Consider the following 22,728-nt stretch of genomic DNA (forward strand, 5'->3'; position numbering starts at 1 on the left):
CGTACCGGGCGCCGCTGTCGGGTCGGCAATGCGATCAGTCGCTATGATATTCTAGATACATCATGTCGATCACGCTCTCGCCGCCCCAGCTGTCCGTCGCGCTGCCGACCGTCCGCCGGGGGCGTGAACTCGTCCTGCTCGCCGACCTCGAGGCGCACGAAGCCGGGTCACCCGTCGTCGACGTCGAGCACCTCCTGCTCGCCGCGGTGGTCCTCGCCCACGGCATGCCCCACTTCCGGCCTGTCCTCGACCGCTTCGGCGTCACCCCCTCGGCGGTCCGCGCGCGGATCACCGTGCCCGTCGCGGCACGGCACGCGTGCCCCGCCGAGCACGACCGGATCACGTGCACGGTCGCGGTCGAACGACTGCTCGCGCGCGCGACCGTGCTCGCCAGCCCGATCGACCGCGTCCGTCCGGTGCACCTCCTGCTCGCGGTCCTCGACGGCGACTCCGGGGCGGCGCTCCGCGCTCGGAGCACCCTGCTCGTCGAGCACCGTCGCTTCCGTCGCGCGCTGCGTCGTGCCGCCCGACGAGCGGGCCACACCAGCCGCTGACGGCCGGCGCGCCGCGGGGCGGACGGGAGACACGCGGCGGCCCCGCCACGCGCCTGGCGTCCGCCCTGCGCGCACGAGCGCAACCGAGGTCACGCCCACGGCGAACAGGGGCAGACCACTCGGGGTCGGCTGGTTAGTCTCGATGTACGTCACCGGGCCAGTACCGGTCCGGCAAGGGAGAGCACATGTTCGAGAGATTCACCGACCGAGCCCGTCGTGTTGTCGTCCTCGCTCAAGAAGAAGCGAAGATGCTCAACCACAACTACATCGGCACCGAGCACATCCTCCTCGGCCTCATCCACGAGGGCGAGGGCGTCGCCGCCAAGGCGCTGGAGTCGCTCGGCATCTCGCTCGATGCCGTCCGCGAGCAGGTCCAGGACATCATCGGGCAGGGGCAGCAGCAGCCGACCGGGCACATCCCGTTCACGCCGCGCGCCAAGAAGGTGCTCGAGCTGTCCCTGCGCGAGGCGCTGCAGCTCGGCCACAACTACATCGGCACCGAGCACATCCTCCTCGGCCTCATCCGCGAGGGCGAGGGCGTCGCCGCCCAGGTGCTCGTCAAGCTCGGCGCGGACCTCAACCGCGTCCGTCAGCAGGTCATCCAGCTCCTGTCCGGCTACCAGGGCAAGGAAGCCGTCGCCGTCGGTGGCGAGCAGCAGCAGAACGCGCAGCAGGGTTCGCAGGTCCTCGACCAGTTCGGTCGGAACCTCACCCAGGCCGCGCGCGACGGCAAGCTCGACCCCGTCATCGGGCGCGAGAAGGAGATGGAGCGGGTCATGCAGATCCTCTCCCGCCGCTCCAAGAACAACCCCGTCCTCATCGGTGAGCCCGGCGTCGGCAAGACCGCGGTCGTCGAGGGCCTCGCCCAGGCGATCGTCAAGGGCGACGTGCCCGAGACGCTGAAGGACAAGCAGCTCTACTCGCTCGACCTCGGGTCGCTCATCGCCGGGTCCCGCTACCGCGGTGACTTCGAGGAGCGCCTGAAGAAGGTCACGAAGGAGATCCGCACCCGCGGCGACATCATCGTCTTCATCGACGAGATCCACACGCTCGTCGGTGCCGGCGCTGCCGAGGGCGCGATCGACGCGGCCTCGATCCTCAAGCCGCTCCTGGCCCGCGGTGAGCTCCAGACCATCGGTGCCACCACGCTCGACGAGTACCGCAAGCACTTCGAGAAGGACGCCGCACTCGAGCGTCGCTTCCAGCCGGTGCAGGTGAACGAGCCGTCGCTGCCGCACGCGATCAACATCCTCAAGGGCCTCCGCGACAAGTACGAGGCGTTCCACAAGGTGTCCATCACCGACGGGGCCATCGTCGCCGCGGCGAACCTGGCCGACCGCTACGTGCAGGACCGCTTCCTGCCGGACAAGGCCATCGACCTGATCGACGAGGCCGGCGCACGCCTCCGTCTGTCGATCCTGTCGGCGCCGCCGGAGCTCCGCGAGTTCGACGAGAAGATCTCGACGGTCCGCGGGTCGAAGGAAGCCGCGATCGAGGAGCAGGACTTCGAGAAGGCCGCATCGCTCCGCGACGAGGAGAAGAAGCTCCTCGGCGAGCGTCTCCGCCTCGAGAAGCAGTGGCGTGCGGGTGACGTCGCCGCGTCCGGCACCGTCGACGAGGGCATCATCGCCGAGGTCCTGGCGCAGGCCACGGGCATCCCGGTGTTCAAGCTCACGGAGGAGGAGACCTCGCGTCTCGTCTTCATGGAGAAGGCGCTGCACGAGCGCGTCATCGGACAGGAGGAGGCCATCTCGGCCCTCTCGAAGACGATCCGCCGCACCCGTGCCGGCCTCAAGGACCCGAACCGTCCCTCGGGCTCGTTCATCTTCGCCGGCCCCACGGGCGTCGGGAAGACCGAGCTCGCCAAGGCGCTCGCGGAGTTCCTCTTCGACGACGAGGGCGCGCTGATCTCCCTCGACATGTCGGAGTTCGGTGAGAAGCACACGGTCTCGCGACTCTTCGGTGCCCCTCCCGGGTTCGTCGGGTTCGAGGAGGGCGGCCAGCTCACCGAGAAGGTGCGCCGCAAGCCGTTCTCCGTGGTCCTCTTCGACGAGATCGAGAAGGCCCACCCGGACATCTTCAACTCGCTCCTGCAGGTCCTCGAAGAGGGTCGCCTGACCGATGGTCAGGGCCGCGTCGTCGACTTCAAGAACACCGTCATCATCATGACCACGAACCTCGGTTCGCAGGGCATCGCCGGTGGCCCGGTGGGCTTCCAGGTCGAGGGTGACTCGGGCGTCGGCTACGACCGCATGCGCTCGAAGGTGAACGAGGAGCTCAAGAAGCACTTCAAGCCGGAGTTCCTCAACCGTGTCGACGACACGATCGTGTTCCCGCAGCTCTCGCAGGACGAGCTCCTGCAGATCGTGGACCTGTTCGTGAAGCGTCTGGCGGACCGCCTGCTCGACCGCGACATGACGGTGGAGCTCACGCTCGCCGCCAAGGAGCAGCTCATCAAGGTCGGGTTCGACCCCGCCCTCGGTGCTCGCCCCCTGCGTCGCGCGATGCAGCACGAGGTCGAGGACCAGCTGTCCGAGCACATCCTGCAGGGTGAGCTCAACGCCGGCGACCACGTGAAGGTCGACTTCCACGACGGTGCGTTCCAGTTCGAGACCGGGCGTCAGCCGGGTCGCGAGGAGGTCCTCACCGGCGCTGCCGAGCCGGCCGGCGAGATCGAGTCCTAGGACGCGACCACCTTCTCTGACGGGAGGCGCGGTGCCAGCTGGCACCGTCCTCCCTCGCAGGCTCGGTCGGCGCGCCCCGCGCAACGCTTCGCGTTGCAGTCGAGCGGGGCGCGCCCGTCCGTCCGGCCGGTCACGGCCAGTCCGTATCCCGTCACGTCCTGTGGATTCATCGCCACATCGGACCTCCTGGCGCGGTACGGTGGTTCCACATCCGAGGCGTTCCCCCCAGCTCCTCGGATGTGTGCGGTTCGACTGTTCCCCCCAACGTGTCGAACCGCTGACGGCCCCGGTCCTTCGGACCGGGGCCGTCCTCCGTTCCGGGGCGGCCTCAGGCCGGCAGTGACTCGGCGAAGGCGCGCACGGCGCCGTCGAAGCGCTCCGGGTCCTCGTTCCACTCGAGCGTGTGCGGCGCGGTGCGGAACGACACGACGGTCGAGCCCCGTTCCACCGCGTCCGCGACGTCGGCCGCGGCGACGAACGCATCGGCCGTCGAGCGGATCAGCAGTGTCGGGGTCCCGGACGGCTGCCACGTCGACGTCCGCACGGGCGACGCGGCACCGGCGAGGCGCGACAGGGTCGGCGTGGTCGCGATCCGGGCGGCGACGCTTCCGACGAAGCGCGGGAGACGGAACGCCCCGACGGCACCCCGGAGGGCGGACCGGACGTCGAGCAGCGGCGCGACGCCGACGAGTCCGTCGACGGGGATCCGCGCTGCGGCGATCGAGCACGCGAGCGCACCCGCGGACCAGCCCTGGAGCACCACCCGGCGGGCGCCCCGCTCCCGCGCCGCGCGGACCCGGGCGACGATGCGGTCGGCGGCTCCGGGGTCGAGGGAGCGGAGCGGCAGGTCGGTCGTGTCCACGATCTCGGACGACGCGCCGAGGCCCGACCAAACCGGGACCCCGCGAAGGACCTGCCGGGGGCCGAGGGACTGCCCGTGCACGTGGACCACGTGCGTGTCCGCGACCGCCTCGTCCGCTCCCGTGGCGGGACCGGGGAGGACCTCCGCGACGATGTCGTGCATGAGGGCGTCCCACGCCCAGGCGCCCGCGGCCGGCTCGGGTCCGTCGACCAGGGCCCGACGGACGGCATCCGGCGCCGACCCGTCCCCGAGGACCGCGCCGACCCGGACCGACGTGCTGCCGCGGGTGATCCGGTACGTCCCGGGGAGGCGCGTGTCGCGGGTGGGGGCGAACACGACCTCGGTCGGGGCGGCCGAGCGGACCGTGGCCGTCGCGGTGTACGGGGACGGGAACAGCAGGCGCCGGGCGACGAGTGCGCCGAGGCCGAACGTCCCCGCGGCGCCGACGGCGGTCCCGACGGCGGTGGTGCGTGCTCCGGTGGTCATCTCGCTCCTGACGTGTCGTGTTCGGCGGCCGCCGGGACGCTCAGGCCGGCCTCGCGGGCACGGTCCTCGATCTCGACGGCCAGGCGGTGCAGACGGCTCCGCCACTGGCGACGCTGCCACACGATGGTGAAGTACAGGCCCTGGTTGCCCGAGGCGGACTCGAGCCGATGCAGCTCCGGCTCGAGTGCCCGGAAGCGCCGACGGGCACGGCGCCAGTCGCGGAACTCCCGGACCGCGTCGGGCAGCACCCCGCCCGCCGAACCGAGTGCGAGCAGCACCATCGACCCGAGGAACACCGGGGTGTACACGACGGACAGCGCGCCGACCACGTCGTCCTGTCCGAGGACGTGCATCGCGTCCATCGCGACCGCGATCACCGCGAGCAGCACCATCGCGGCCGCTCCGACGACGAAGAGCCAGTACATGCGACCCATGTCCTCGCCCCGGCGGAACGCGGCGAGGACGGCGACCGCGGACCGGGCGATGACGACCGCGATGTAGGTCATCTCGACGGCCGAGTAGACCGCGGTCGGGACCTGGTCGCCGTAGACGACCATGAACTGCGCCGTCGGGTGTGGGGCGTCGATCAGCGAGAACAGCACCACGAGCGTGACGAGGACCGCCACGCAGCCGATGATCCGGACCGGACGCAGCAGCCGGGCCGAGCGGGCTGCGGCCTCGACCGACTGCGCGAGCGCGAACATGCCGCAGACCATCAGGCATCGTCCGATCACGTCCGCGATGTTCGGGACCCCGGTGGCGCCCGCCAGCACCGCGAGCACGTCGGGCTGGTTGATCGAGAGGCCGACGGCGACGAAGGCGCAGCAGACCGTCAGCCACGTCACGCTCGCGGACTGCGTGCGGACGACCCAGAGCCGCGCGAGCAGCACCACGAGGACGGCCCACACCGGCAGCGATCCCCAGACGTGCAGCGTCACCGGAAGATCCCGGGCGCACGCTCGTCGGGGTCGAGCAGGCCGATGTGCAGCGCCAGCTCGTCGGCGACGAGCTCGACCGTCTGCTCGTGCGGCGTGTCGAGGGACCGGGTGAACGCCGTCCGGCCGGAGAGGAGCCCCGTCCACGCCTCGTGGTCGCAGCCGTGGTCGGCGAGGAAGACGTGGGCGAGCTCGTGCAGGACCGACGCCGTGCGCGACCGGTCGGACAGCCCCGTCCGGGTCTCGAGCAACGCGTGGTCCCGGCGCTGGATGAGCCGCGCCGAGAGGTCGCCCGGGAGGTCGGCCGTCCGGACCTCGATCCGCTTGCCGAGGGTCGCCTCCGCGCGCTCGACGAGCTGCGAGAGGGTCAGTCGCCGCGGGAGCCCGAGCTGCTGCACCCGCCGCCGGGCGTCGGCCTGGAGCCGGAGGGTCGCCGCCCGGTCGCGCGCGGTGCTCACGACGTGACCCCCGGGCCGTCGAGCGCCCGCAGGTGCTCGGTGAACTCGCGGATCTCGTCCGCGGAGGCGAACTCGCCGAGCCGTCGGGTCGCGAACGCCACGACCTCGCGCTTGCGCAGCTCGAGCACGAGTTCGAGCTGCGCCTGCACCCGCGCCGGGACGTCGGTGCTGCCCGCGGCGTCGGTGAGGTACGCCGCCGGCACGCCGAAGAACACCGCGAGGGCCTCGAGCAGTCGCCGATCACGGACGGCCGGCCCGTTCCCGCCGAGCATGTAGCCCCAGCGCGGTCGGCTCATCGACGCGCCCTGCGCCTCGATCTCCGCCGCGATCTCCTTGTACGACGGCCGCTGCCCCGAGTTCGCCTCCACCACGTCCATGAGGAGCTGCAGTTTCCGCGACAGCTCGCGACGGTGAGCGTCGTCGTCCGTGTACTCGATCACGAAGTCCCCTCCCATGCCTGTCTCAGACATGGTAAAACGGTCTCGGAAGGATCGACCGCTCGTTCTACCCTGCCACGGACGGCCGGTCCTGTCAGGTCGGCATTTCGTGGGGGGATGCCGAGCCGACCAGCGGACGGACGGGAGGCACGGTGCCAGCTGGCACCGTGCCTCCCGTCCGGATCGTGGTCGCGTCGCGACCCGCTGAGCCCGTCGTGGCCCGCCGGTCCCGTCGCGCCCGCCGGTTCCGTTCCCGGATCAGGCCGGGACGTCGCCGCGCCAGCCGGGCTCCGTCGGAGCCGACTCGACGCGCTCCTTGAAGTTCTGCAGGTCCTTCTTCACCGCGTGACCACCGACGCCGACCGCCGAGCCGAGCTTTTCGAGGAGGCCCGACGGCTGCCAGTCGATCTGCGCCGTCACCCGGGTCGTCGTGTCGGAGAGCTTGTGGAACGTCACCGCGCCGGCGTGGTCGGTGTCGCCGTCCTTGACGGTCCAGGCGACGCGCTCGTCCGGGTGCTGCTCGGTGATGACGGCGCGGAAGTCGCGCTCCTGACCGGCGACCTCGACGGTCCAGTCCGTGGTGGTGTCGTCGACCTGGACGATCTTCTCGACCTCGTCGAGGAACTCCGGGAACTCCTCGAAGCGGGTCCACTGGTCGTAGGCCTGGCGGACGGGGACGTCCACGTCGACGGTCTCGATGATCTGGGGCATGGTGCTCCTTCTCGTGTTCGGTTCCGATTGCCCCCGTGACGGTATGCGGGAGCCACTGGGTGTCCGTCCGGGTTCCGCGTCCCCCGGTTCGCTGCCCGTTCGGTGGTCGGGCCGCTCGCTGCCCGTTCGGTGGCCGGGCCGCTCGCTGGCGGGGCCGCTATCGTGAGGTGGATGAGCGAACACGGCCGGCACGCCTTCCACGAACGCGACGAGCACGGGATCCTCGTGCGACCGGCCGTCGCCGCCGACGTCCCGCACATCCAGCGCCTCATCGCCCCGTACGTCGACCGCCGCATCCTCCTCGGCAAGGAGAACGTCGCACTGTACGGCTCGATCCAGCAGTTCCGGATCGCCGAGGGCCCCGACGGCGTGCCCATCGGGTGCGGTGCGCTCGCCGTGTTCTGGGACGACATCGCCGAGGTCCGCACCCTCGCGCTCGACGGCGACTGGATCCACAAGCGCGTCGGGCACCGGATGCTCGAAGCGCTCGAGCACGACGCCCGGGAGCTCGGGGTCGCGCGCATCTTCTGCCTCACGTTCGAGGTCGACTTCTTCGCCAAGCACGGGTACCTCGAGATCGGCGAGAGCGTGGTCTCCCCGGACGTCTACGCCGAGCTCGTCCGGTCGTCGGACGAGGGGGTCGCGGAGTTCCTCGACCTCGCCCGGGTGAAGCCGAACACGCTCGGCAACACCCGCATGCTGAAGATCCTCTGACGCGTCGCGCGGCATCCCGGCGCACGGGGCGGCCCGCCCTACCCTGTGCGCATGTCGTCGTTCCGTCACCCCGTCGGACCCGAACGTCCCAGCGTCTACTGGCGCCGTCGAGCCATCGCGCTCGGCGCGGTGATCGTGGTCGTGGTCGTCGTCGTGCTGATCGTCGTCGGTCGGGGGAACGGTGCCACCCCCGTGGCCGCGCAGTCGACGGCTCCGGCCGCACGGACCTCGGACCGCGCCACGGCCGCGCCGTCCTCGTCATCCGCCCGTCCGTCGCGCTCCCCGTCGCCGTCCGCGTCCGCTGCTGCGGACGGCGCGACGTGCACGAAGGACCAGATCGACCTCGAGCCCGTCGTCGACAAGACCGCGTACGGTCCCACCGAGGACCCGAAGATCGCGATGTCGATCACGAACACCGGGTCGAACTCGTGCCACATGGACCTCGGGTCTTCGCAGCAGGTGCTCACCATCAGCTCGGGCGAAGAACAGTACTGGACGTCGAAGGACTGCCAGACGAACGGCACGAACCAGGACGTGACGATCAAGGCCGGGCAGAAGCTCACCACGCCGTCGATCGCCTGGGACCGCACCCGTTCGTCGACCGCCACGTGTGACTCGTCCCGGCCGTCGGTCACCGGCGGGGGAGCGAGCTATCACCTGCAGGTCGCGGTGGGGAACATCGAGTCCGCGAAGTCGGTGCAGTTCATCCTGCAGTAGCGGTGCATCGGGTGCATCGGGTGCATCGGGTGCTCGGGTGCCCGTGCTGGTGCGCGTGGTCTCGTCTCCGTGCCGGTGCCGGGGCCGGTGCGGGGGCCGTGGCGTGCTTGCAGCCGGTCGCTGCACGCTGCCCACATGCAGAACGGGCCCGCCGTCCGGAGACGACGAGCCCGTTCAGGGTGTTTCGGTGATCAGCCGATGACCGAGATGTTCTCGGCCTGCGGGCCCTTGCGGCCCTCGGTGATCTCGAACTCCACCTTCTGGTTCTCTTCGAGCGACTTGTAGCCGTTGCCAGCGATCGCGGAGAAGTGGGCGAAGACGTCAGCGCTGCCGTCGTCCGGCGCGATGAAGCCGAAGCCCTTTTCGTTGTTGAACCACTTGACGGTCCCAGTTGCCATGATGGCGTTTCCTTACTTTCTTGCGGGGCGACAATTTCTGCCGCTGATCCGCCGACGGTCGTCGTCGGATCGATGCGTCCCGCGGGCATGGGCCGGCGGAACGGGTTCGGGGCCAGGCGACCTGGGAAGGTCAGTGACCGATGGCGCTCGAGGTGCGCTGCGCACCGGAAGAACGATGGACTCCCGCCGAAGCGGTTGGTACCAACTTACCGTGCTCTGGCCACAACGGAAGAGCAGAGGTCGCAATCGGACCCATGAATCTGGTGGACTAGGGGTGATGGCAGACAAGGAACAGCGCTTCCGGAGCGAACAGCTCGAGGAAGCCCTCGCGAAGCAGGACGTCGCAGCGGTGGCGTTCGCGCTCCGGAACGACATCGTGATCGTCCCCCGGCTCGTGACCGGCAAGAAGGACATGCAGGTGCGGGTGTTCGGGCGCGAGGGGTCCGACAAGCGCATCCTGCTGCTCTTCTCGTCCGCCGACGCGTACACGGCGATGGTGCCGAACGAGAAGATCCGGCAGGTGATGGTCTACGACGGCGCGCGCCTGGAGGCGTTCATCGCCGAGCACCTCGACTCGCTCGAAGGCGTGTTCTTCGACATCGCCGGGCCCAACACGATGCAGTCGACGCCGGAGGACCTGCTCGCCGCGCTGCGCGCCTAGCGGATCACCCGGCCTGGAGGCGCGGTTCGCCTCCGCCATGCCGCTCGCCTCCGCGATGGCATTCGCGGTCCGGTCCGGCCCGGCGGGGTGTGCTCGCGTCACGCGACGCGGTGGGGTCGCGGGACAGCGTTGCGGCGCGGTCGCGGTGCGTCGGAGCGTGGCCCGGCCGTGTCACGGTGCAGTGCCGTCGAGTGAAGCGGCGGCGGGGTGGCGCGACGTGGTGCGGTGCGGTGCGGTGCGGTGCGGTGCTGTCGCGTCGCGCGTTGCGCGTTGCGCGTTGCGCGTTGCGCGTCACGCGTCGCGGTGCGATCGCGACGTGGGGCGGTCGCCTGACAGCGTCAGAACGCGCGATCGAGCTCGCGCTCGCGCGCCGACTTCGTCATCGAGAACGCCACCCGGAGCGCTTCGCGGAGGTGCTCTGCGCCGGAGCCGAGCACGGTCGTGAAGCCGAGACGCGAGGCCTCGCCCGCCCGCTGCTTCGCTCCCGTCGCCGGACGGATCTCGCCCGCGAGGCTGATCTCACCGATCGCCGCCAGCGTGTGCGGGTACGGGCGGTCCCGTGCGGCGCTCGCGAGGGCCAGCGCGATCGCGAGGTCGGCGCCCGGCTCGGTCAACTTCATCCCGCCGACCGTGGAGACGTAGACGTCCGCGTCGGACAGCTTCAGCCCCGCACGGCGTTCGAGGACCGCGAGCAGCATCGCCACACGTGAGGCGTCGACCCCGTTCACGACCCGGCGTGGCTGCGGCGCCGAACTCGGGACGACGAGCGCCTGCACCTCGACCGGAAGTGCACGCCGGCCTTCGAGTGCCACCGTCACACACGTCCCGGACACCGGCGCGCCGTTCCGGGACATGAAGAGGCCGCTCGGGTCCGGGACCTCGTGGATGCCGTCGCCGCCCATGTCGAAGCAGCCGACCTCGTCCGTCGGCCCGAAGCGGTTCTTGAGCGCCCGGACGAAGCGGAGCGCCGTCTGCCGGTCGCCCTCGAAGTGGCAGACGACGTCGACGAGGTGCTCGAGGAGCCGAGGCCCGGCGATCGTGCCGTCCTTCGTGACGTGGCCGACGATGAGCACCGGGAGCGCTCGCTCCTTCGCCACCCGGATCAGCGTCGACGCGACCTCACGCACCTGCGACGTCCCGCCCGCGATGCCGTCGATCGCGCCCGACGAGATCGTCTGCACGGAGTCCGCGATCAGGAGGTCGGGCTGCACCTGGTCGATCTGCCCGAGGATCACGCCGAGGTCGACCTCGCTCGCGAGGTAGAGGTCGTCGTGCATGGCACCCGTCCGCTCGGCCCGCAGCCGCACCTGGTCGACGGACTCCTCGGCACTGACGTAGAGGACCCGCTTGCCGGTCGCCGCAGCCCTGGAAGCGACCTCGAGCAGCAGTGTGGACTTGCCGACGCCCGGCTCGCCGGAGAGCAGGACGGCCGCGCCCGGGACGACCCCACCCCCGAGGACACGGTCGAACTCGCCGATGCCGGTCTGCCAGCGCTGGACGGACGTGCCACGGGCCTCCGTGATCGGACGTGCGATCCGCGCACCGGCGACCGCAACTGCCGCGGTGCCGCGGGAACTCGCCGACGCGGCCGCAGTGTCCTCCACCGTGCCCCACGACTGGCACTCACCGCAGCGGCCGACCCACTTGATGCTGGTCCAGCCGCACTCGGTGCAGCGGTAGAGGGACTGGGGGCGCGCCATGGAGGTCAGGCTAGGCCGAGCCGCCGACATCGCCGGCGTGGCGCTCGGCATGATCCGGGAGTGGGACGGAGCCGGTCATGCGGCGTCGGAGGCGGTCCACGCGACCCGGGCGGTCGGCGTGGTCCAGCTCGCTGGCGTCGTCGGTGTCCTGCTCGGCGCGAGCGGCCGCGACCGCTCCAGCACCGGTGCCGAGCTCTTCCGCCTCGCGCGCGGAGAGGTACTGCCGGATCGCGGCGACCGTGTCCACCCGGGCGTCCACCGCCGGTTCGAACGCGCTCGCCCAGATCTCGTAGCCCCGGTCGTTCGGGTGGAAGAGGTCGCCGTAGCTGTTGAAGAACGTCCGTCGGATGCCCACGCGCTTGGTGATGACGTGCAGCGGCGCGACGGTCAACCCGAACTCGGCGGCCACCCGGTGCACGATCTCGTTGGCGACCGCGACCTTGCGCTCCCGGTCCGGCACGAACATGCACGGCAGCTCGGCCACGATCGCGTGCGACGGCACCGCGCCGTAGATCTCACGGATGTTCCGCTCGAACTTGTCCGCGTCGAACTCGGCGATGTCGTTCGCCCCGATCGACACGGTGCAGATGTCGGGGGAGTACCCCCTCAGCTTCGGGAGCTGGTCCTTCTTCGCCGCCCACGTCGTGGCCCCGGACACGCTGAGGTTCACCACGCGGACCGTCATCCGCGACCGGTGCCGGATGCGTCGGGCCAGGAGCCCGACGTACCCGCGGTTCGGGACCGTCGCTCCGACCCCCTGTGCCGCGGAGTCGCCGATCGCGAGGTAGGTCAGCTGTCCGTCGTGCTGCAGGTGCTCGCGCCACCACTGGGCGTTCACGGGCAGCATGTCGACCACCCGCTGCGAGGCGGCCCGTTGCCCGCGGATCCCGGCCCGGGCGCCGAACAGCCCGGCACCGACGACCGTCATTCCGCCGAGGATCGACGAGAGCAGGGCGACGATGGTGCGTGATTTCATGCCGTGGACGGTACGCGGGCCCGTTCGACCGTTCTCGGTGCGATGGCTGAACAGTGGACGAGTCCACCCGATCAGTCACCTGTGGAGGACGGGCGGACCTGTCGGTGGTGCGGCGGGCCTCCCAGATCGTGTAAACTCTATCCCGGTACCGTGTCCGAGCGGCCGAAGGATCATGTCTCGAAAACATGTGTGGGGGCAACTCCACCGTGGGTTCAAATCCCACCGGTACCGCCAGAGGGCCGTTTGCGAATCAGAGCAAATCTGTTTGCGAAACTCAGCCCTATAGAAGAGCCCCCAGCATCCGCTGGGGGCTCTTCTTGTTGTCACGTGTTGCCGCGGTTGGGTTACGGCTTCGGCGGCGTGCCGACGGTGGGGACCTTCTTGGCGTTGCGGCGGTAGTTAGACCAGCCGTTGCGGTCGCGGCTGCGGAGCTTCTTCTCGGTGGGCTTGGCCTTTTTTGGTTCGCGGACGGGAGTGGTACTGATGTTGTTCGAGTTCGGCACGGTGACCTTCACGTCGGGGCGGATGGGGGTGATGATTGCGCGTCGTTCTGCGCGGTCTGCCTTCCGGAGCTGGTCGCGGGCGTAGTCGGCGATGCGCTTGTAGTTGAGCGCTGCGACCTTGAACGCGAACACGTACTGGTTCGCGGCGAGCCCTCGCATGCGTCGGTCGCTGCTGACGTCGATGTCGAAGTCGGCCTTCAACTTGTCGTTGACCGACTCGATGGTGTTCCGGTCGGTGCGGTACACGGCGAGCCACTCATCGGAGCCGTATCGGAGCATCTGGGTCTCCTCCAGGAACTCGTTCGGGTCGATGGTGACGGAGTCCTGGCAGCACACGGCGGTGTTCTGCCACCGCTTCGGCACGTTCACGTCGAGGACCTGGCCGGGTTCGGTCTTCCCACGGAACGCCTTCGGGTGTGACTTCCGCACCGGGCAGACGACGGTTGCGGACGGGCCGAGTGCGGGGCAGCTGAGCCGGACCTTGCCGTTCGGCTTGACGTCCTTGAGGTGCAGGGCGAACTTCCACCGTTCGGAGAGGTCCGCTCGCCATGCGTTCTCGCTGATGTCGCCCTTGGCTCCGTCGTAGCGGACCGTGGCGTCGAGGTGTTTGGGTGCGGTGACGGGGCAGTAGTAGTCACCTTCGACGAACTTGGTGCCGCCGACGCCGTTGGTGATGCCCTTCTGCTCTTCGCGGTAGTCCTGCACGTTGGGGATGCCTCGGTCGAGGAGTCCCTTGTGGAATCCACCGGACATGGCGTGGTTGTAACCGCGGTCGAAGGTGAGGCGGGTGATGTCGTAGCCACGCCGCTGCATGGAGTCGAGCAGGTCGAGGGTTGCCTCGCCGACGCGCTTGTTCGGAGTGCCGAGGCTTGCGGCGCGGATGAGCAGCGGTGGTTCGTCGGTGTGGTCCACGGTCGGGTCTTCGCGGGTGTCCACGATGATGTTCGCGACGAACGCCATCTCCCATTCGGAGACGACGAACTTGTCGACGCCGCTGGGGTCCTTAACTGCGGCGCCCTTCGCCTTCGGGTAGAGGCCCGCTTCCAGTTCAAGAACCGGGCGGGCGATTTCCTCGCCGGTTTCCTTGTTCCAGCGGCGGAGCTCCTCACCGGTCTTCTTGTCGCGCGGCCACGGGCGGCGCTGGCTGCCGGCGCGGACGGAGGTCTGGTCAACGGACAGGGACACGCTGGTGCGCTGGTGCTCTTCGGGCTGCATGCTGATGATGAGGTCGAGGAGGATGGCGGTGAACTGTTCGCCGCGGGCTCGCTTCTTCGCGGTGTGCGCATCGTCGCGGCCCTCCTTGATGGCGGTGCGCTCGTCCAGCAGCATCAGCTGCTTGGGTGCGACCCAGCCGTCGATGAGGTCGATGATGCGGTGCAGCCCTCGGTAGGCGATGTGGTACCAGTCGCGGTCGCGGCTGTAGAGGTGCGTGATGCCGAGGACGGGGCTGCTGTCGATTCGGTTGACTCGTTGATTTAGGCCGCGAGTGCGACCTGTGGGTTGATGATTGCTTCGTACTCGATGGGCGTCAACTTCCCGAGCCCGCGTTGCCGACGTTTCCGGTGGTAGGTGCCCTCGATCCAGTGCACGGTCGCGAGGCGCAGCTGCTCCCGCGACGCCCACCGGCGCCGGTTGAGGACGTTCTTCTGCAGGAGCGCGAAGAAGGACTCCATCGCCGCGTTGTCCGCGCACGCGCCGACCCTGCCCATCGACCCCAGGAGCCCGGCGTCAGAGAGCGCCCGAACGAACCGTTTGGAACGAAATTGACTGCCCCTGTCCGAGTGGACGACCGTGCCGGACGGGTTCCGGCGCGAGATCGCCATTTGCAGCGCCGCAACCGCGAGGGAGGACCGCATCCGGGCGTCGATCGAGTAGCCGACGATGCGGCGGGAGCAGGCGTCCTTGACGGCGCAGAGATATAGCTTGCCCTCGGCCGTGTTGTGCTCGGTGATGTCGGTCAACCACAGCCGGTCCAGGTCCGGGGCGGTGAATGCCCGCCGGACCCGGTCATCGTGCACCGGCGGGCCCGCTTTCCGAGTCAGTCCCCGTTTCTTGGCATGCAATGACCAGAGCCGCTGCTGCGAGCACAACCGCCACACGCGTCGCTCCGAGACTCGGTGGCCGGCGGCGGCGAGGTCGTCGGCGATGAACCGGTACCCGAACGTCGGGTCGTCACGGTGCGCATCGACGGCGGCGTTGGTCAGGTGCGCGTTCTCCCAATCACGACGACTCACCGGGTCCCTTCGCCAGGCGTAGTACGCCTGCTTCGAGAAGCCCAGCACCCGGCAGGTCACCGCGACCGGGATCCGGTCGGCGGCGAGTTCACGGACCAGCGGGTACATCATTTTGGGAGGTGCGCTTGGGAGAGATACGCGGCGGCACGGCGGAGGATCTCGTTCTCCTGCTCTAGCAGCCGGTTCCGTTTCCGAAGCTCTCGCAGCTCGACGTTCTCGGTCGTCGTGGTCCCAGACCGAACCCCGTCGTCGATGTCGGCTCGACGCAGCCAGTTCGTCACGGTCCCCTCGGAGATCCCGAAGTCCTTCGCGACCTGCGTCAACGGGATCTCACCCCGTCGCGCGACCGCGATCACGTCGCGTCGGAACTCCTCCGGATAAGGCTTGGCCATGATCGACATCCTTCCAGCGAGGACCACGTCCCCCCAGGTCAGGAGTCAACCGAACCGACAGCAGTCCCGACAGTCGGCTCAAGCCAGCGGACAGTCGGCTCAAGCCAGCGGACAGTCGGCTCAAGCCAGCGGACAGTCGGCTCAAGCCAGCGGACAGTCAGCAGGGGATTCTGCGTGCCGGTGTCCGTCGTCACCTTCACGGGCTTCCGTCGCATCGTCGCGTTTCAAAGGATGACGACGGCCGGTCACAAACGAATCGTCCTCCGTCACCGGAGACTCAGGCGCGAACCCACTCGAGAACCTTCATTTCGCCAAATCGTTTCACTCGCACGTGGAAGCCCTCGGCTCGAAGAACAGAAACCGGAGCGCCGGGCATGACTCTGTCCGCCCCGACTACGACCCACACGCGTTCGTGCTTCAACTCCGCGGCAGCAACAGCCTGTTCCGGCTTCAACCGGTCGCTGTAGCTACCAGTCTCCGGCCATGGGTCCCGCAGCGCGATGTCGTCGAGGTGTTCAAACTGCCGCGGGTACGCGGCGAGAGCGATCCGAGGGCGAAGAGAGACGGTACCGGAGGCGCCAAAGAGTATGGCGTCTCCTGGGGTCGCATGCTCCCCAATGAATCCGGCGACTTCCCGAAGGGGCTGGCCGCCTGGCTTACCGTCCTCGCTTCGTGCCTGCAAGTACGACGGTAGTGCGGCGACGACGAGTGTTACCGAGACTGCCGTTCGCCATTGCCTGCGTAACGTTGCTATCGAAAGTCCGACGAGTGCGCCAATAGCGGGGGACACGAAGCTGAGGTACCGCGGCGTGAATAGGGGACCCGCGATCAAAGTAGCAAGAAGGATCGAGACGACAGGAATCGCGGTCCATAGGAGGAAAAGGAGCCAGGGAGATCCTAGGAGGGTTGAGCGCGTCATCATTGCGCCGACGAGGATGAGCGCGAGAACTGCTCCTGCAAGCCACCAGGCGTTGGCGAAGAAGCTCTCAATGCCGATCGTGTAGGGATTCACCTGTTGATTACGAAGCCAGGCCACCTGTCCGCGTTGAGTGGAGGCGAGGATCGTCAAGGGAGATGTAGCGAGAAGCGCGGTCGCCGACGCCGCAATGACTAGCGTGAGCAGGCGCACTCGCCGCGCCTGGTCGAGGAGAACCCAGGCGGCGAACACTAGTACCATGAGTGCTGAATAGAGAAAGAGTGCTACCGCAAGAGCAAGAAGGATGGTGAACAGTGCCCACCACCGTCGGCTGGCAGCGGGGCGCTGCGCTAGAAGAAACACGAGCACGGTCGCAGTTACGGCCGCGGTAGCGAAAGCGAATGAGCGAGCATCGATTCCCATCGCGGTTACGCGGGGGAGAAGGAGGAAGGCGACCGCAGCAGGGACCGCCGCTCGCCAGGATCCTATGACACGTAGGATGCTGAAGAGGGCTGCGGCGGTGATTCCCACGGCCACCGCGGAGGGGAATCGGACCGCGAGTTCGCTTTCCCCAAACGCTGCTATCCAATAGTGCATGAAGAAGGCGTACAGCCCATGCACTGCGTCTTTCTCTTGAAGAAAGTGCAGAAGAGCGTCGGGTGTTAAACGAGCAAGCTGCAGCGTCGCGGCTTCATCGTTCCAATACGACGGACGCCACGCTCCCCCTAGCGTGACCGCAGTTCCTCCCGCAGACAGGAGAACCACGCCGAGCCAGCGCCGACTAGTTGCCGCACGCCGAGTGCCCGCTCGCGGTTCTGTTTCAACCTCCGACTTGGCGATCATTCATCCTTCCCGTCGAGTATGAATGCGGCCTTCGGGGCCGCGTCATCCACGATCGACGATGCGCGCTGGATTTGCTCCTGATGATCTCGAAGCCACGTCTGAGCGGTTTCGTACAACGCCGAGTCAAGGGTACTGCTCAACTTCGCACGGGCCTGGCATCCGGCGTCTTCAGCCGCCAACTTCGACTCATGACTCGAGGGCGCTTCACCCGGTTGTCGGTACTGGCCGAGCGATGCTCCGACAGTCTCGGCCGCGTTCAGCCCGGTGACACCCACTCCCCGCTGCGCCATGCAGCGCTGGTACTGCGGCAGCCGCTCCCGTAGCGCCCGTTCGATGGCAGGATTCGTGGCGAGCATGAGGATCTCGTTTTGGATCACCTCCACACGCAGTTCGTCCTTTACGGAGCCGTAGACTGCTTCCAAAGCCCTTCCCGAGCAGCCGCCGCTCGGCTTCGACGCGGTCGCGCCATTGCTCAGCGTGATTTTTACGACATCCTTCGGGTCACCGAGGAGCGCGCGGTCAAAGCGCTTCCGATCCTGCCCTGAAAGGGTGGCCCGATAGCTGTCTAACGGCGCAGCTGAGGGCGCCTTGATAGTCGTGCCATACCCTTCGCGTTTCGCCTCCGCGGTTGACGTGAAAAGACCCGTGTACCCGGTTATTGAGGGCCTAACCTCATATACAGGTGCCGCTACCGTAGGGACCTTAAATCCGTCCTGATCCAAACACTTGGCAGTGAGCAGGTCAGTGGCGGCGGTGAGCTCCTCTCGCGGTGTGGCCGCATTCTTGGTCGCGACCCGTAGCGACTCCGACACGCCCGTCGAGTCCGCAGCGCAGCCGCTCAAGAGGGTAAGCACGGCGAACGCCGAAGCAGCTCCGAGCAATGATCGAAAAGTCAAAGGTGACCTCCAGGGGCACTACCGGGCAGGCAGTGGGGAGTGAGCCAGCTCCCCACTGCCGATGGATCAACAGGTCCCGGCGGTTCCAGCCCAGAAGAAGTCGATGGTGTCGTTGTACGGCGAGAGGTCTGCGATGTTAGTGTTCGCCTGCCAGCGCGAGCGAATGACGTTACCAGTCCCCTCCACGTTCACACCGCACCACTTCCGGTTCTGACGGTTCTGACCGCTGGCAACGCGGTTGTCGGCGACGTCGACTGTGGCGTTCGCGGTTGTCGAGCTGTCAACCATCACGCTTCCGGCGTAGTTCCGTCCGTCGTACGCGCAGAAGTGCCCCGAACTGCACGCTGCGGAAGCGGCCTGCGCCGATACCACGCTGCCGCCGAGGATAGCGCCGGCCACTGCGACGGTCGCTGCAAGGCGGCGAAGGTTCATGTTTTTCATTTGTTTCCCCTCAATTCACTGAGTGAGCATCACTTCAGCTCGCTTAAGGTATTGCTGTTCGCAGTGCGTTGAAAGTCCGTACCTTGGGGGACCCTCCATGTACCCCCTTCGGAGGGGCTCGGGAGGACGACAGGTCGGTCCGGCCGTCAGTCACGACCACGGCAATGCACGCGGCGGTCGAGTTAACGGTTGTACGAGCAGTGCAGGTCCTCGTGCTGGTGCCCGGCCTGTCTTCGGATGCTCACCATCGCCTGAGCTGCCGATATCGACCGCGCCAGCGGGTTGCGAGTGTCCCGTAGGAGGGGAGTTGGTTGTGACCTGACGGGTGTGACAACTCTCGCGGTCGGCGACCTCTCTTGACATGAAGTTCTCGCAGAAGAAGTAGGCAATCGCGGGCCTCCGATACGCCCGGATGGCGGAAACCAGTAACGCCGATGTCTTGCGAGGCGTAGGCATCACCGAGTGCGCGCTCGTCCGTTGCGCCAGCGTTGCCCACCGCACGCGAAACAGCCGGGCCGTTTCCCCTGAAATGCACTTCCCCCGCATGGCGAACCTGAGTCAAGCGGTGCTGGGCGGACTTCTGCGATGGCTCGACCTGGGGCCGAGAGCACGAACGAGCTGCGCAAGATGTCTGCTGAACAGGGCTTTCGGCGGTGGGGGGAATGGCTCCGGTTGGCGGGGGAAACCCAAGTCTCGATGACCAGAAGTAGCCGTGCGCCACATGGCAAGCAGAGGAAGCGCAAAAAGCCCACCAACGCGAAGAGCCCCAGATCCCCGTAATTACGGGGATCTGGGGCTCTCTTGTTTCACTCCGGCGGATCTGCCAGTAACTAAGCGGTAACGGAGCTTCTCGCAGCAGTTGTGAGCAACCGCCACCACAGGTCGCTCGATCGCGGGGGTCGAACCGACCGCGTCGACATAGAAGCCCGCTTGCCGGGCGCCAGATGCGCCCCCAAAGTCGACCCCGAGCAGTAGGTAGCTCCCCGCCGCAGGGGTCCCGTGCAGGAGCCAACCCCGTACAACGCTGGACGCCGGGCTTGTCTCCGCGCAGAAGACGGTCGAACGGAAGGGTGTGCTCCGCGGCAGATTCAGTCCGCCAGGCGGATTCCGATAGCAGGGTGCGGATCGCCAGAACCAGGGCTGAGCCGGATCGAGCCACAGCTCGTTCCTGTCGCTAGTTCCCACTGCGGGCGCATCCACCGCCTCACCTGACCCTCAAGGAGCAGCCGTGCAGATCACCTTGTCGACCGTCGAGATCAACCGAGACCTGACCACCCTCGTGCCGCAGATCATCGTCAATTGGACGTTCTTCCAGTCGCGCTTCGACCGGAAGAAGGCCACGCTGAATTGATGGGCACGACCACGCGCACCGACAAGGAAGTCCGTTCCCGTGCCGGAAGCCTCTGGAAGGGCATCGAGCGGGGTGCCGATGCGCTCGCGGCCGAGATCCGCAGCAGGGATCTCGATTGGGACGGGCAGATCGATCCAGACTTCGTGCTGTCGCAGATGACAGCGATGAACCTGTTGGCGGTCGGCGACCATGCGCGAACGATGAAGACCCTCATCCTGAGTCCGAAGCTCGGACCGTCGTCGGCCACGATTGCCCGGGGCGCAGTCGAGTCGCTGGCACGGATCCGCTGGGTCACGATCGGTGCGACGGCGGACGAGGTGCGTGTGCGTGCGCTATCGGTTCTGCACTCGGACGTGAACAAGTCAGCGTTCGCGACTGAGTTCGTCGGTGTCGAGGGGGAGCTTGATCGCCGCGAGTACCTCGACCTCGTGACTGCGCAGAAGCGAGCGATCAACGCAACAGCCCCAAGCTGGGCGCTCAGCACCGCGGTGCGCGAAGCTGCGGCGGACGCGTGGGGCAACGCGGACCTGGACGAATGGACCCCCTACTCGCAGCTCTCCTCATTCGCCCACGGCATGATGCCGGCGCTCGGCGCGCTCCTCGCAGATGGCCAACTGCGGCTTCCGCGCCAGGAGATCGTGAACCATGCGGCGTTCGTTCTTGGCATTGCAGATCGCGCCGTCCACGTTTTGGGACGCTGTCCGCTCCCGCTCCTCCCTGAGGGGACCGTGGCACAGCTCTGGGAATCGATCACTTTGCGGCTCGAGCCACTCCGTCGCCAGCTTGCCGAGGAGGATAACGGGGACCGTCCGTTCCGAGTGCAGGGCTGACCTGGCAGCCCTAGCCCTCCTCGTGCCCGGCGTCGTGCTGAGTGCACGACGCACCGGGGTAGTTGACGCGGAGAGGCCAACTCCAGCCCCGCAAAGTTGCGATAAGGGCCATTACCGTCGGTGTGGGTCACACCCCTTGAAGTGCCCTGATGCTGCCTTTGTCTGCGGATCCGGACGGGTCGTCGGTTCCAGGGCAAGTTGTCGCGGTGAAGGGCACGTTGTCGCGAGTGCCCGACTCGGTCGCGTGGTCGACGTCGAGCCACCAGGGCCGGCGGCTGACGCGGTGCTTCTGGGGGCCTGGCACGCCGCACCATCGAGCCGGCGGGCTGGAGCGTCGTGGGCAGCGCGGTCGTGACCAGGCGGTCGCCGCTCAGTAGCGTTGGCGCGTGAGCTTCGACGCATCAGATGGATCCGCGCTCGTCCGCGCCGTGCACGATGCGTGGGACCGACGCCTGCGCCTGGTGCACAGCACCATCGTGGACGAGGACGGCGACGGCTACCCGTCGTTCGACGTCGACCGCTGGGCGATCGAGGTGCGCGTGCCGCTCACGGACGACGAGGCGGAGGCTGCCCCCGTCGCGCAGGTCACGGCGTTCACCGTGCGCGCACCCGACGAGGTCGACGAGATCGTCGAGGCGCTGGAGACCTCCGACGCTCAGGGCTCGTACTCGAGCGTGGTGACGGGCACCGGTCCGGGTGGTGGTCCGTTCGCCAGTCTCTTCGCCGGCGCTGCCGAGGTCCTCGAGCGTGACGACCTGCTGATCATCGACCGCCTCGAGGTCGAAACCGGCTTCGAGGACCTGCCGCACCTGGTGCCGGCGATCGTCTCCGCCGTGCAGAACGGGCCCGCTGGCCGCACGGCGGCGTTCGTGCTCGCCGACCCGGCGCAGTGGAACGTCGCGCTGTCCGACGACGACCTCGAGGCGATCAACCTCGCTCAGTGGGCCGACGCCGGCGTGCTCGTCGGCGTCAACGCGGATCCGCACGAGGCGCACGAGCGCGCCGCGGACCTGATCGCCGCGCGCACCGCCGAGGACGCACCGACGCCCGGTGCCCGTCACAGCGACACCTGGGTCAGCGAGATCCTCGACCGCGCAGCCGAGGAGCCGGCCCTCGCGGTGCCGTTCGCGCTGCCGCCGGCGCTGCCAGCGGACGTCTGGGCTGCCGCTCCGGCGGGGATCCTTCACGTGGACGCTGATCCGGACACCGGCACCCTCGCCATCCAGACCGACGAGGGGGAGTTCGAGGTCGTCGGGCTCCCCGGCAACGCGCCGCAGCTCGTCGGCGCAGCAGTCGGCACCTCGAGTCAGACGCAGGCCTGGCTCCGCGCCGTGCACGAGCGGTGGTGGACGTACCAGCCGACGCTCCATGACCGTGTGCACGAGGTCATCGACCAGTTCCTCGACGGCACCCTCGAGCTCGCGATCGACGACAGCGAACCGCACCTACACATGTCGAACGTCGAGTTGCAGCGTTCAGCGTGGCCGCTGCCCGGCGAGCTCACCGTCGAACCGGTCCACGAGGACGCTGAGCCCCTCGTGCTGAGTGTGCGCCTCGACGAGGACGGGATCAGGGAGAACGTCGGCGCGATCATCGTGCACGAGAACGGACAGGTCGAGGCGTTCCTGCACGACGAGTGGCAGCCGTGGCTGCAGGACCACGAGGCCGCGGTGCAGCACCTGCTCTCGCTCGGCACCGAGGAGTTCATCGTCGGCGTACTCCACGAGGAACTCGACGCGGGTGTCACCGGCGCGATCCTGACGGGCGACGTCGACGGGCACTGACGGTCGAGGCGGCCCTCCATGCTGTCGCCTGGCCCGGAGCTGACGTGTCCGGTGCCGCGATCGAAGCGGTAGCCGATCGCGGAGCTCGAGAACAGGGCGCCGCCCTCGAATCGGTCGCCGATCTCCCCGGCGGAGGTCTGGGCCTCCTCCGACGTCTCGAACACTCTGAGCACCGTTTTGTGTACTGACTCGTCGTGCTGCACGATCCACACTTCTGGTGCCGTGCGCCAACGGGACGTCTCCTG

22 protein-coding genes and 1 tRNA gene are annotated in these 22,728 nt (G+C 68.1%); 9 read left to right on the forward strand and 14 right to left on the reverse strand.

The features are described 5' to 3' along the window. Positions 1-62 precede the first annotated feature (62 nt). Both MON03_RS00860 and MON03_RS00865 read left to right on the forward strand, forming a co-directional pair. Positions 63-554, forward strand: a complete 492-nt coding sequence (locus MON03_RS00860; protein ID WP_175327947.1) for a Clp protease N-terminal domain-containing protein — start codon at positions 63-65, stop codon at positions 552-554. A 185-nt stretch (positions 555-739) separates the two neighbouring features. Further along, positions 740-3,238, forward strand: a complete 2,499-nt coding sequence (locus tag MON03_RS00865; protein WP_022903316.1) for an ATP-dependent Clp protease ATP-binding subunit — start codon at positions 740-742, stop codon at positions 3,236-3,238. Positions 3,239-3,566: 328 nt separating this feature from the next. Here MON03_RS00865 and MON03_RS00870 read toward each other — a convergent pair whose 3' ends face one another. The 5 genes from MON03_RS00870 to MON03_RS00890 form a co-directional block, all read right to left on the reverse strand. Next, a complete protein-coding gene (locus MON03_RS00870) occupies positions 3,567-4,586 on the reverse strand; it encodes a DUF8805 domain-containing protein (RefSeq protein WP_242089913.1) in 1,020 nt (339 codons plus the stop codon). Further along, positions 4,583-5,524: a hypothetical protein gene (locus MON03_RS00875; RefSeq protein WP_242089915.1), complete on the reverse strand. Its 942-nt coding sequence runs from the start codon at positions 5,522-5,524 to the stop codon at positions 4,583-4,585. The genes MON03_RS00870 and MON03_RS00875 overlap by 4 nt, the downstream gene beginning before the upstream one ends. Further along, complete coding sequence (locus MON03_RS00880; RefSeq protein WP_242089917.1) at positions 5,521-5,979, reverse strand: hypothetical protein; 459 nt, start codon at positions 5,977-5,979, stop codon at positions 5,521-5,523. The genes MON03_RS00875 and MON03_RS00880 overlap by 4 nt, the downstream gene beginning before the upstream one ends. Further along, the gene (locus MON03_RS00885) at positions 5,976-6,449 is read right to left on the reverse strand and encodes a hypothetical protein (RefSeq protein ID WP_242089919.1); all 474 of its coding nucleotides are present in this window, start codon (positions 6,447-6,449) and stop codon (positions 5,976-5,978) included. Before MON03_RS00885 ends, MON03_RS00880 begins: the two co-directional genes overlap by 4 nt. Positions 6,450-6,674: 225 nt before the next feature. Beyond that, a complete protein-coding gene (locus tag MON03_RS00890) occupies positions 6,675-7,127 on the reverse strand; it encodes an SRPBCC family protein (protein WP_242089921.1) in 453 nt (150 codons plus the stop codon). Between the two features lie 171 nt (positions 7,128-7,298). Between MON03_RS00890 and MON03_RS00895 the strand changes: the two genes are divergently transcribed. Next, entirely contained in the window at positions 7,299-7,841 is a 543-nt protein-coding gene (locus MON03_RS00895; RefSeq protein ID WP_175327941.1) for an amino-acid N-acetyltransferase, read from the forward strand. 51 nt (positions 7,842-7,892) lie between these two features. Continuing rightward, positions 7,893-8,558: a hypothetical protein gene (locus tag MON03_RS00900; RefSeq protein ID WP_242089923.1), complete on the forward strand. Its 666-nt coding sequence runs from the start codon at positions 7,893-7,895 to the stop codon at positions 8,556-8,558. Between the two features lie 191 nt (positions 8,559-8,749). Here the strand turns inward: MON03_RS00900 and cspE are convergent, their stop codons facing one another. Beyond that, a complete protein-coding gene (gene cspE, locus MON03_RS00905; RefSeq protein ID WP_022904520.1) occupies positions 8,750-8,956 on the reverse strand; it encodes a transcription antiterminator/RNA stability regulator CspE in 207 nt (68 codons plus the stop codon). Between the two features lie 277 nt (positions 8,957-9,233). Between cspE and MON03_RS00910 the strand changes: the two genes are divergently transcribed. Further along, positions 9,234-9,617, forward strand: a complete 384-nt coding sequence (locus tag MON03_RS00910; RefSeq protein ID WP_022904519.1) for an SseB family protein — start codon at positions 9,234-9,236, stop codon at positions 9,615-9,617. Positions 9,618-9,955: 338 nt separating this feature from the next. Here MON03_RS00910 and radA read toward each other — a convergent pair whose 3' ends face one another. Further along, a complete protein-coding gene (radA, locus tag MON03_RS00915; RefSeq protein ID WP_242089925.1) occupies positions 9,956-11,317 on the reverse strand; it encodes a DNA repair protein RadA in 1,362 nt (453 codons plus the stop codon). A gap of 10 nt (positions 11,318-11,327) precedes the next feature. After that, on the reverse strand, positions 11,328-12,293 hold the full coding sequence (locus tag MON03_RS00920; RefSeq protein ID WP_022904517.1) for an SGNH/GDSL hydrolase family protein: 966 nt from the start codon (positions 12,291-12,293) through the stop codon (positions 11,328-11,330). A 144-nt stretch (positions 12,294-12,437) separates the two neighbouring features. Between MON03_RS00920 and MON03_RS00925 the strand changes: the two genes are divergently transcribed. Then, positions 12,438-12,527, forward strand: a tRNA-Ser gene (locus MON03_RS00925). Between the two features lie 110 nt (positions 12,528-12,637). Here MON03_RS00925 and MON03_RS00930 read toward each other — a convergent pair. The 6 genes from MON03_RS00930 to MON03_RS00950 form a co-directional block, all read right to left on the reverse strand. Beyond that, positions 12,638-14,125 (reverse strand): hypothetical protein, encoded by a 1,488-nt coding sequence (locus tag MON03_RS00930; RefSeq protein ID WP_242089927.1) that lies wholly within the window; start codon positions 14,123-14,125, stop codon positions 12,638-12,640. Positions 14,126-14,271: 146 nt separating this feature from the next. Then, positions 14,272-15,422, reverse strand: a protein-coding gene (locus MON03_RS00935; RefSeq protein ID WP_242089928.1) for an IS3 family transposase whose coding sequence is annotated in 2 segments (ribosomal slippage) — positions 14,272-15,155 and positions 15,155-15,422 — 1,152 coding nt in all. Because the reading frame shifts where the segments join, the coding sequence is not laid out codon by codon here. Then, positions 15,361-15,579 carry a hypothetical protein gene (locus tag MON03_RS17420; protein ID WP_350355099.1) on the reverse strand — a complete coding sequence of 73 codons (219 nt, stop codon included), beginning with the start codon at positions 15,577-15,579 and terminating at the stop codon, positions 15,361-15,363. The genes MON03_RS00935 and MON03_RS17420 overlap by 62 nt, the downstream gene beginning before the upstream one ends. Before the next feature lie 120 nt (positions 15,580-15,699). Next, a complete protein-coding gene (locus tag MON03_RS00940) occupies positions 15,700-16,959 on the reverse strand; it encodes a glycosyltransferase family 39 protein (RefSeq protein WP_242089929.1) in 1,260 nt (419 codons plus the stop codon). A 218-nt stretch (positions 16,960-17,177) separates the two neighbouring features. Then, positions 17,178-18,035, reverse strand: coding sequence for a hypothetical protein (locus MON03_RS00945; RefSeq protein WP_242089931.1), 858 nt, complete (start codon positions 18,033-18,035; stop codon positions 17,178-17,180). 108 nt (positions 18,036-18,143) lie between these two features. Further along, on the reverse strand, positions 18,144-18,518 hold the full coding sequence (locus tag MON03_RS00950) for a peptidase inhibitor family I36 protein (protein ID WP_242089933.1): 375 nt from the start codon (positions 18,516-18,518) through the stop codon (positions 18,144-18,146). 1,228 nt (positions 18,519-19,746) lie between these two features. Between MON03_RS00950 and MON03_RS17340 the strand changes: the two genes are divergently transcribed. The 3 genes from MON03_RS17340 (at position 19,747) to MON03_RS00960 (ending at position 22,483) form a co-directional block, all read left to right on the forward strand. Beyond that, entirely contained in the window at positions 19,747-19,869 is a 123-nt protein-coding gene (locus MON03_RS17340; RefSeq protein WP_022904875.1) for a hypothetical protein, read from the forward strand. Then, the gene (locus MON03_RS00955; protein ID WP_242089935.1) at positions 19,869-20,699 is read left to right on the forward strand and encodes a hypothetical protein; all 831 of its coding nucleotides are present in this window, start codon (positions 19,869-19,871) and stop codon (positions 20,697-20,699) included. Before MON03_RS17340 ends, MON03_RS00955 begins: the two co-directional genes overlap by 1 nt. A gap of 386 nt (positions 20,700-21,085) precedes the next feature. Beyond that, positions 21,086-22,483, forward strand: coding sequence for a hypothetical protein (locus tag MON03_RS00960; RefSeq protein ID WP_242089937.1), 1,398 nt, complete (start codon positions 21,086-21,088; stop codon positions 22,481-22,483). Positions 22,484-22,728 lie beyond the last annotated feature (245 nt).

The organism is Curtobacterium sp. DN_7.5 (genome assembly GCF_022655355.1).
Lineage (GTDB): Bacteria > Actinomycetota > Actinomycetes > Actinomycetales > Microbacteriaceae > Curtobacterium > Curtobacterium luteum.